This is a genomic window from Streptomyces sp. NPDC096012 (assembly GCF_040426375.1).
Taxonomy (GTDB): domain Bacteria; phylum Actinomycetota; class Actinomycetes; order Streptomycetales; family Streptomycetaceae; genus Streptomyces.
Map to the genome: position 1 here is coordinate 114883 of NZ_JBEOTD010000021.1, position 850 is coordinate 115732.

Below are 850 nucleotides of genomic sequence, written 5' to 3' on the forward strand. Positions count from 1 at the left end.
CGCATCCCCCGCCTCCCCCCGCCACCAGGCGAGGTTGTACCGGGCGGTAAGGGTGTCGGGGTGGTCCGGACCCAGCACCCGGATCCGGTCGGCCAGCAGCGTGGCGAACTCGTCGACCGCGCCCTGCGCATCCCCCGCTTGCCCCCGCCACCAGGCGAGAGCGTGCCGGGCGGCGAGGGTGTCGGGGTGGTCCGGGCCCAGCACCCGGATCCGGTCGGTCAGCAGCTCGGCGAACGCATCGGCCGCGCCCTGCGCATCCCCCGCTTGCCCCCGCCACCGGGCGAGAGCGTGCCGGGTGGCGAGGGTGTCGGGGTGGTCCGGGCCCAGCACCCGGATGTAGTCGGACAGCAGCTCGGCGAACTCGTCGACCGCATTCTGCGCATCCCCCACCACCCCCCGCCACCGGGCAACGTTGTGCCGGGCAGTAAGGGTGTCGCGGTGGTCCGGGCCCAGCACCCGGATGAAGTCGGGCAGCAGCGCGGCGAGCCCGTCGACGGCGCCCTGCGCATCCCCCGCCACCCCCCGCCACCGGGCAAGGTTGCCCCGGGTGGCGAGGGTGTCGCGGTGGTCCGGACCCAGCACCCGGATCCGGTCGGGCAGCAGCGCGGCGAGCTCGTCGACCGCCTTCTGCGCATCTCCCGCCTCCCCCCGCCACCGGGCAACGTTGTGGCGGGCGGTAAGGGTGTCGGGGTGGTCCGGGCCCAGCACCCGGATGAAGTCGGGCAGCAGCGCGGCAAGCTCGTCGACCGCGCCCTGCGCATCTCCCGCCTCCCCCCGCCACCGGGCAACGTTGTGGCGGGCGGTAAGGGTGTCGGGGTGGTCCGGGCCCAGCACCCGGATGAAGTCGGGC

At 75.3% G+C, this 850-nt stretch carries 1 protein-coding gene; it reads right to left on the minus strand.

Annotated elements, in window-relative coordinates; all coding sequences use genetic code 11:
• On the minus strand, window positions 1-850 hold an 850-nt coding region (locus tag ABVB68_RS21140), incomplete at both ends, for a tetratricopeptide repeat protein (protein WP_353602650.1).